Consider the following 7,388-nt stretch of genomic DNA (forward strand, 5'->3'; position numbering starts at 1 on the left):
GGAATACGCGGGCGATCCGGCGGTCTGCCGAGGCTTTCCAGCCGGATCAGGAGTGGGCATCACTGCACATCAAGTTCACCCAGTCTATCATCCGGGACCCTCCTCCCGTTTCCGGCCGGTCCCGACCCTCCCGTAGGTCCCATCCCATTTGACTCGCAGCTAAGGCCGTTTTCGCGGCTCAAAACGGCTTCAACTGCCAGTTAGTTGGGTGCGCCGCGGCGGGCGACGCGCGGCGCCACCAGGACGCCCGCGACGCCGATCGCGGCGGTGAGCGCGAAGACCCCGGCGAACGGTGCGGCGGCGCCGGCAGGGCCGGCTCCCGCCGTCGTGAACGCCGCGAAGATGATGCCCGTGGTGGCCAGCGAAAGCGCGCCGCCGAGGGAGTCCGAGATGGACATCGCGGAGCTGTTGAAGCCCTCGCTCTCGCGGGTGGAGAGGGCCAGTGTCATGACGCTGAGCCGCGCGTACATCAGGCCCATGCCCGCGCCGGCGAACACCCAGCCGGCGATCGCGACGGCGGCAGGCCAGCCGAGGACGGTGGTGGCCAGGGCGAGGACGACGGCGGCGAGTACCATCGCCGCCCCGATCCGGATGGCGCGGCGGTGTTCCAGCCGCGGGCCCAGCCGGCCCTGCACCGCGGACGCGGAGGCCCATGCCACGGCACCGGCGGTCAGGGTCAGCCCGGCAAAGGTAGGCGCGAATGCGTACCGCTCCACCAGCAGGTACGGCAGGTACACCTCGGCGCCGAAGAACGCCGCGGAGGCCAGCCCGCGGGTGAGGATGACGCTGGGGAGCCCGCGCCGGGCGGTCAGGGTGCCACGTGGCATCAGCGGGCGGACGGCCAGCAGCGCGACGGCGACGGCGGCTCCGGCCAGCAGGCCGCCGATCCCCGGGAGGGTCGATGAGAGGTTCAAGCCCAGGACCGCGGCGGCGGCGAGCGCGGCCAGGCCCAGCTTGGCCAGCGCCCCGGGGACGCGGGAGGGCTGGCGGTCTGCCTGGTCCGCCGCGGCAGGTTCCGTCGCAGCGGGTTCCGTCTGGCCCGCCGGGTCCGCCGGTGCGGCCGCTTCATCAGGGGCAGGCTCGTTTTTCGGCAGCGCTCGCAACGCCGGGGCGGTCAGCAGCAGCGCCGGCACCACCAGGCCCACCACCCCCAGGAAGACCCACGGCCAGCCCGCCACCTCCGCCACCAGCCCGGCGGTGAACGGGCCCACCAGCGAGGGGACCACCCAGGCCGCGGAGAACGCGGCGAAGATCTTCGGGTGCAGCGGCGGCGGGTAGACCCGGGCCACCACGACATACAGCGCCACGGTGAGGCCGCCGCCACCGAGTCCCTGCACCAGCCGCCCGGCGACCAGGACCGGCATGGAGGGGGCGGTCCCGGCAATCAGCAGTCCCACCACGAACATGCCGACGGCGGAGAGCAGCGGTGCCACCGGCCCCCTGCGGTCGGCCCAGCTGCCGGAGGCCACCATGCCGATCACACCGGTGGCCAGCGGCCCGGCGAAGGCCAGGGCGTAGAGGCCGGCGCCGTCGAGTTCGCGGCTGACCAGCGGCATGATGGTGGTCACCGCCAGCGATTCAAAGGCCGCCAGGAACACCAGCGCGCAGGCGCCGAGGGTCACTAGGACGTACCGGCGCTGGAAGATGCCGCCTGCCCCCGCCCCTGGATCGGGGCGAGTTCGCGGGCTGGCGGCGTTCGACATACCTGAAGCCTACGGCGCGAGCCCCTGGGCGGGGACGACGACGGCGCCGCTGGCCCGGGAGTCGGCGTCGAGCATCCACCCCACCCGCTTGACGGTCCGCAGCATCACCACGCTTTCGACCAGGTCGATGCCCGGTACCTTCTGCTGCAGCGCGAGTTCGACCGTCATCACGTCGGCCAGGGACTGCAGCCACATGATGATCACGAAGTTGGTGGGCCCGGTGGTGGAGGCGCTCAGGCGGACGTTGCGCATGGTCTTCAGCTCCGCCGCCGCGGCCTCGTGCTGGCCGGCGGGGACGTTGACGAACCACTGGCACGTGACCGGGAAGGACGAATAGCGCTGGGCCACCTCGCAGCGGAAGGACAGCATGCCGCTGGCCAGCACCCGGTTCAGCTGCCGCTGGACGGTGGCCGGGTGGCGGCCCAGGCTCCGTGCGATCTCCGCGGCCGTGGCCCGCCCGTCCCGGGCCAGGAACGGCAGCAGGGCCAGGTGGCTTTCCGGCAGTTCCCGCGCGGAAGCGGCTGCGGCCGCCGCTGCCGCGGTCCCGCCGTCGGCGCCGGCAAGGGTCCGTACGGCCGCCTGCTGTGCCCGGTCCAGCACGTTGAGCCGCCAGGCGCCGCCGCTGGAATGCAGCCGGGTACAGAGCGCGGTCTCGTACTTGGTCAGGCCCTCGATCTCCTTCAGCCGGGACATCACCTGGTCGCTCAGATCGTCCAGGGACCGGGTGATGACCGTCAGCATCAGGTTGCGCTTGCTGGCGGCCTCCTCGACGGTCACCACCTCCGGCATCAGGGCCAGTTGCGCGGTGACCTCGTCGCGGCGGTGCATCTCGCAGTCGACGGCGATGAAGGCCAGGCACATCTGGTGCGGGTCACCGATCAGGTGGGCTGTGATCCACGAAACCCCGGAGGCCCGCAGCCGGTCCCAGCGTGCTGCCAGCGTGGTGGCGTGGACGCCCAGGATCTCCGCGGCGTCGCCCCAGCCCAGCCGCGGCGCCATCTGCAGCACGTTAATCAGCGCCAGGTCATCCTCGCTCAGCTCCACGGCCCACTCCCCTCTCCTGCATGAATTCTGCGTTTCACGGCTAGGTGTGCATATTTCCAGCCCTTTAGGCCCATGTGGCGCAGGTCACTCCAGAATAGACCCGAACGCACCACCCCAATCAACCGCCAGGAGAGTTTGTGACCATTACCGACGACGCCCGGGAGCTCCAGCCGGAGCTCGCCCGTTTCCGCCACGCCCTGCACCGCGAGCCGGAGATCGGCCTGGACCTGCCCCGCACCCAGGAGAAGGTCCTGCAGCAGCTCGACGGGCTGGGGTACGAGATCACCCTGGGCACGGACACCAACTCCGTCACCGCGGTTCTCCGCGGCCAGGGTAGCGATGCCGCCAGCCGGCCCGCCGTGCTCCTGCGCGCCGACATGGACGGCCTCCCGGTCCAGGAGAAGACCGGCGTCGACTACACCTCCACCGTGGACGGGGCCATGCACGCCTGCGGCCACGACCTGCATACCTCCATGCTCGCAGGCGCCGCCACCCTGCTCGCGGAACAGCGCCACCGTCTGGCCGGCGACGTCGTCCTCATGTTCCAGCCCGGCGAGGAGGGCTTCGACGGGGCCAGCTACATGATCCGCGAGGGCGTCCTTGACGCCCCGGGCCGGCGCGTGGATGCCGCCTACGGCATGCACGTGTTCTCCGCACTGGAACCGCACGGCACCTTCTGCACCAAGCCCGGTGTGATGCTCAGCTCCTCCGACGGGCTCACCGTCACCGTGCTGGGCGCCGGCGGCCACGGCTCGGCCCCGCATGCGGCCAAGGATCCGGTCACGGTCGCCGCGGAGATGGTCACGGCCCTGCAGGTCATGGTCACCCGCCAGTTCAACATGTTCGACCCGGTGGTCCTCTCCGTGGGCGTACTCCAGGCCGGCACCAAGCGGAACATCATCCCCGAATCCGCCCGGATCGAGGCGACCGTGCGGACCTTCTCCGAGGAGTCCCGGCAGAAGATGATGGACGCCGTCCCCCGCCTCCTGCGCGGCATCGCGACGGCCCACGGGCTCGACGTCGACGTCGACTACCAGCAGGAATACCCGCTCACCATCACCGACGAGGACGAGACCCGCACCGCGGAAAACGTCATCGGGGACCTCTTCGGCGACGGCCGGCTGGCCCGCTGGGCCACGCCGCTGAGCGGCTCCGAGGACTTCTCCCGCGTCCTGGCCGAGGTCCCCGGGACCTTCATCGGCCTCTCCGCCGTCCCGCACGGCGGCGACCACACGACGTCGGCGTTCAACCACTCCCCGTACGCCACGTTCGACGACGCCGTCCTGGCCGACGGCGCCGCGCTCTACGCCGAACTCGCCCTGTCCCGGCTCGCCACCCTCTCGACCGCCACAGCCACGGCGGCCGCAGTCCCCGCCGGCCGCTCCTAACCGGCACCCCCGTCCAGCAGCACCCCCACCCAGAACCACCCGGAGATTCCCATGACAGCAACCGTGTCCCAGCCGACGGCTCCCCGGACATCCACCCGCAAGACCTTGATCGGCACCGGCATTGGCAACGCCGTCGAATGGTACGACTGGGCCATCTACGCCACGTTTACCCCGTTCATCGCCAGCCAACTCTTCAGCAAATCTGACCCCGCCTCGGCGGTGCTCTCCACCCTGGCGATCTTCGCCGTCGGCTTCGTCGCCCGGCCCTTCGGGGGCTTCCTCTTCGGCTGGATCGGCGACCGGATCGGCCGCAAGGCATCCATGACCCTCGCCGTGGGCCTGGCCTCGGTGGGCAGCCTGATGATCGGCATCGCCCCGACCTTCGCGGCGGTGGGCGCCTTTGCGTCCCTGATGCTGCTGGTTGCCCGGCTGGTCCAGGGCCTGGCGCACGGCGGCGAGCTGCCCTCCTCCCAGACCTACCTATCGGAGATGGCCCCGAAGGAACACCGCGGCTTCTGGGCCACCCTGATCTACACCTCCGGCACGGTCGGCATCCTGTTCGGAACCCTGCTGGGCGCGGTCCTGAACATGGCTCTCTCCACCGAGGCGATGAATGCCTGGGGCTGGCGGATCCCGTTCCTGATCGGCGCCGCGATGGGCCTGTACGCACTGATCATGCGGTCCCGGCTGCACGAGACCGACGTCTTCGCCGGTGAGGCGCTGGCCGAGAAGAAGGCCGCGATCTGGCCGCAAATCGTCCGCCACCGGAAGCAGGCGCTGCAGGTCATCGGCCTGACCGTGGGCCTGACGGTCATCTACTACATCTGGGGCGTCGTCGCCCCCAGCTACGCCACCACCGCCCTGAAGATCGACCGCGGCGAGGCGCTCTGGGCCGGCGTCGTGGGCAACATTGTCTTCATCGCCGCGCTGCCGTTCTGGGGCAAGCTCGCGGACCGGATCGGCCGCAAGAAGGTGCTCTGGTCCGGCGCGATCGGCGCAGGCCTGCTGCACTTCCCGATGACCGCCCTGCTGAAGGATTCCGCCTGGCAGCTGGCCGTCAGCATGTCCGTGATGCTGATCTTCATCGCCGCGAGCGCCGCGATCGTCCCGGCCGTCTACGCCGAACTGTTCCCCACCAGCATCCGCACGGTGGGCGTGGGCGTGCCCTACTCGATCTGCGTGGCACTCTTCGGCGGCACCGCCCCGTACCTGCAGCAGTGGCTGGGCACCAGCCTGCAGTCCCCGCAGCTGTTCAACGTCTACGCCGTGGCGCTGCTGGCAGTCTCGGCCCTGTTCGTCTTCACCATCCCGGAGACCAAGGGCAAGGACCTCACCGCCTGACCGGGACCCGGCGCCGCTGCGGGGCTCCACTATTCTGGAGGGGATGAGTGAATCCCCAGAATCCCCGCAGCCGGCGCCTTCCCCGCGCCCGGTGACCCCCGGCAGCCAGGCCTCCTTCGGCACCTACGGCGGCCGCCCGGTGAGCTTCGTGCGCCGCGGCACCCGGTTGCAGGGCCGACGCCAGGCCGCCTGGGATGAGCATTCGGACCGCTGGGCCGTGGACGTGCCCCGGCACGTCGCCAACACCTCCGTCCACCCGGAGTACGTCTTCGACGCCGAGGAAGAGTTCGGCCGCAAGGCTCCTCTGATCGTGGAGATCGGCTCCGGCCTGGGCGACGCGGTCTGCCACGCGGCCGAACAGAACCCGGGCACCGACTTCCTGGCCGTGGAGGTCTACACCCCCGGCCTGGCAAACACCCTGATCAAGATCAACAGCCGCGGCCTGACCAACGTCCGCGTGGTGGAGGCCAACGCTCCCGAGGTCCTGGCCAGCATGCTGCCGGCCGGCTCCGTCACCGAGCTCTGGGTCTTCTTCCCGGACCCGTGGCACAAGTCGCGGCACCACAAGCGCCGCCTGATCCAGCCGGCGTTCGCGGAACTCGCCGCCCGGGCGCTGAAGCCTGGCGGTATCTTCCGGATCGCCACTGACTGGTCCAACTACGCCGTGCACGTCCGGGAGGTCATGGCCGGCGCCACCGACTTCGAAAACCTGCACGAGGGCGAACGCAGCGGCCCGGAGAGCCCGCTGACCCAGGTCTGGGAATCCGGTGTGGAGTCCGTGGTGGGCGGCGCCCCGGTCAAGGAGGGCCGGGCCCCGGTCAGCACCGAGCACACCGGCCCCAACGAGGGCGTCGACGACGTCGGCGGCTGGGCGCCGCGGTTCGACGGCCGGATCCTGACCAGCTTCGAGAACAAGGCCCACGAGGCCGGCCGGCTGATCTTCGACCTCAGCTACCGGCGCCGCTGATCCGGGCCCATCGCCTGCGGCCGCGGGGGCCGTCCGCATGGCAGGATTACGGCAAAGCTCAACAGTGCAAGAACGGACCAGCAGCATGGAATTGAAAGACGCGGCAGAAGTTGCGGAGGATGTCACCAACTCCCGGCCGCTCGAAATCGCGGCCCGCGCCGGGTTCGCCGTCTCCGGGCTGCTGCACTTCCTGATCGGCCTGGTCGCGATCCGGCTCGCGATGGGCGGCCAGGGCCAGGCGGACGTCAGCGGCGCGGTGGCCGAGATGGCCCAGCAGCCCGTCGGACCGTACCTGCTCTGGAGCGCCTTCACCGCGTGCGTGGCGCTGGCGATCTGGCAGACCAGCGACGCGGTGTTCGACTTCGAGCACCTGGAGACGAAGAAGAAGGTCGCCAAGAAGCTCAAGGCCGCCCTGCAGGCCGTCGTCTACACCGGCTTCGCGCTGACCCTCGCGTCGGTGGCCATGGGCGCGCACGCCGACCACCGCCAATCCACCAGCGACCTGACCCTGCACCTGATGGCCACCCCCGGCGGGACCCTGCTGCTGATCCTGATCGGCGTCGCCGTCGCCGTCACCGGCGTCGTCTACGCCATCCGAGGCTTCCGGAAGTCCTTCGTGAAGTACCTGCGCATGCCCGCCAACGAGCACGCCTCCCTGGCCGTGAAAATCACCGGCATCGCCGGCTACGCGGCCAAGGGCGTGGCGCTGCTGCTGACCGGGATGCTGATCGTGATCGCCACTATCAAGGCGGACCCGGACGAATCGACCGGGCTCGACGGCGGCCTCAAGGCCCTGCGCGATCAGCCGCTGGGCATGTACATGCTCGCCGCCGTCGGCGCCGGACTGATCTGCTACGGCATCTTTATGGCCGTCCGCGCCCGCCTGGCACGGATGTAGCCGGCCCCCGCCCCGGCCCGGGCCCGGACCGCGGGCGCCCGCCGTCC

Annotated in this window: 6 protein-coding genes; 4 read left to right on the top strand and 2 right to left on the bottom strand. The window is 70.6% G+C overall.

Annotated features, from left to right (window positions below):
- Positions 1 to 200: 200 nt before the first annotated feature.
- Positions 201 to 1,703 (bottom strand): MFS transporter, encoded by a 1,503-nt coding sequence (locus tag AB0305_RS22100; RefSeq protein WP_364134374.1) that lies wholly within the window; start codon positions 1,701 to 1,703, stop codon positions 201 to 203.
- Between the two features lie 9 nt (positions 1,704 to 1,712).
- A complete protein-coding gene (locus tag AB0305_RS22105) occupies positions 1,713 to 2,747 on the bottom strand; it encodes an Lrp/AsnC family transcriptional regulator (protein ID WP_364134377.1) in 1,035 nt (344 codons plus the stop codon).
- A 137-nt stretch (positions 2,748 to 2,884) separates the two neighbouring features.
- Between AB0305_RS22105 and AB0305_RS22110 the strand changes: the two genes are divergently transcribed.
- The 4 genes from AB0305_RS22110 to AB0305_RS22125 all read left to right on the top strand — a co-directional run bounded on the left by AB0305_RS22110 (position 2,885) and on the right by AB0305_RS22125 (position 7,341).
- On the top strand, positions 2,885 to 4,135 hold the full coding sequence (locus tag AB0305_RS22110; protein ID WP_364134380.1) for a M20 family metallopeptidase: 1,251 nt from the start codon (positions 2,885 to 2,887) through the stop codon (positions 4,133 to 4,135).
- 51 nt (positions 4,136 to 4,186) lie between these two features.
- The gene (locus tag AB0305_RS22115) at positions 4,187 to 5,476 is read left to right on the top strand and encodes an MFS transporter (protein WP_364134383.1); all 1,290 of its coding nucleotides are present in this window, start codon (positions 4,187 to 4,189) and stop codon (positions 5,474 to 5,476) included.
- A 43-nt stretch (positions 5,477 to 5,519) separates the two neighbouring features.
- Positions 5,520 to 6,443 (top strand): tRNA (guanosine(46)-N7)-methyltransferase TrmB, encoded by a 924-nt coding sequence (gene trmB, locus AB0305_RS22120; RefSeq protein ID WP_364134386.1) that lies wholly within the window; start codon positions 5,520 to 5,522, stop codon positions 6,441 to 6,443.
- Between the two features lie 91 nt (positions 6,444 to 6,534).
- Positions 6,535 to 7,341: a DUF1206 domain-containing protein gene (locus tag AB0305_RS22125; protein WP_290256491.1), complete on the top strand. Its 807-nt coding sequence runs from the start codon at positions 6,535 to 6,537 to the stop codon at positions 7,339 to 7,341.
- Positions 7,342 to 7,388: the final 47 nt, after the last annotated feature.

The organism is Arthrobacter sp. NPDC080086 (assembly GCF_040702285.1).

Bases quoted from the DNA above. Each gene is read 5' to 3' on its own strand.
- AB0305_RS22115 (WP_364134383.1), top strand. From the start codon at position 4,187: ATGACAGCAACCGTGTCCCAGCCGACGGCTCCCCGGACATCCACCCGC.
- trmB (WP_364134386.1), top strand. From the start codon at position 5,520: ATGAGTGAATCCCCAGAATCCCCGCAGCCGGCGCCTTCCCCGCGCCCG.
- AB0305_RS22100 (WP_364134374.1), bottom strand. From the start codon at position 1,703: ATGTCGAACGCCGCCAGCCCGCGAACTCGCCCCGATCCAGGGGCGGGG.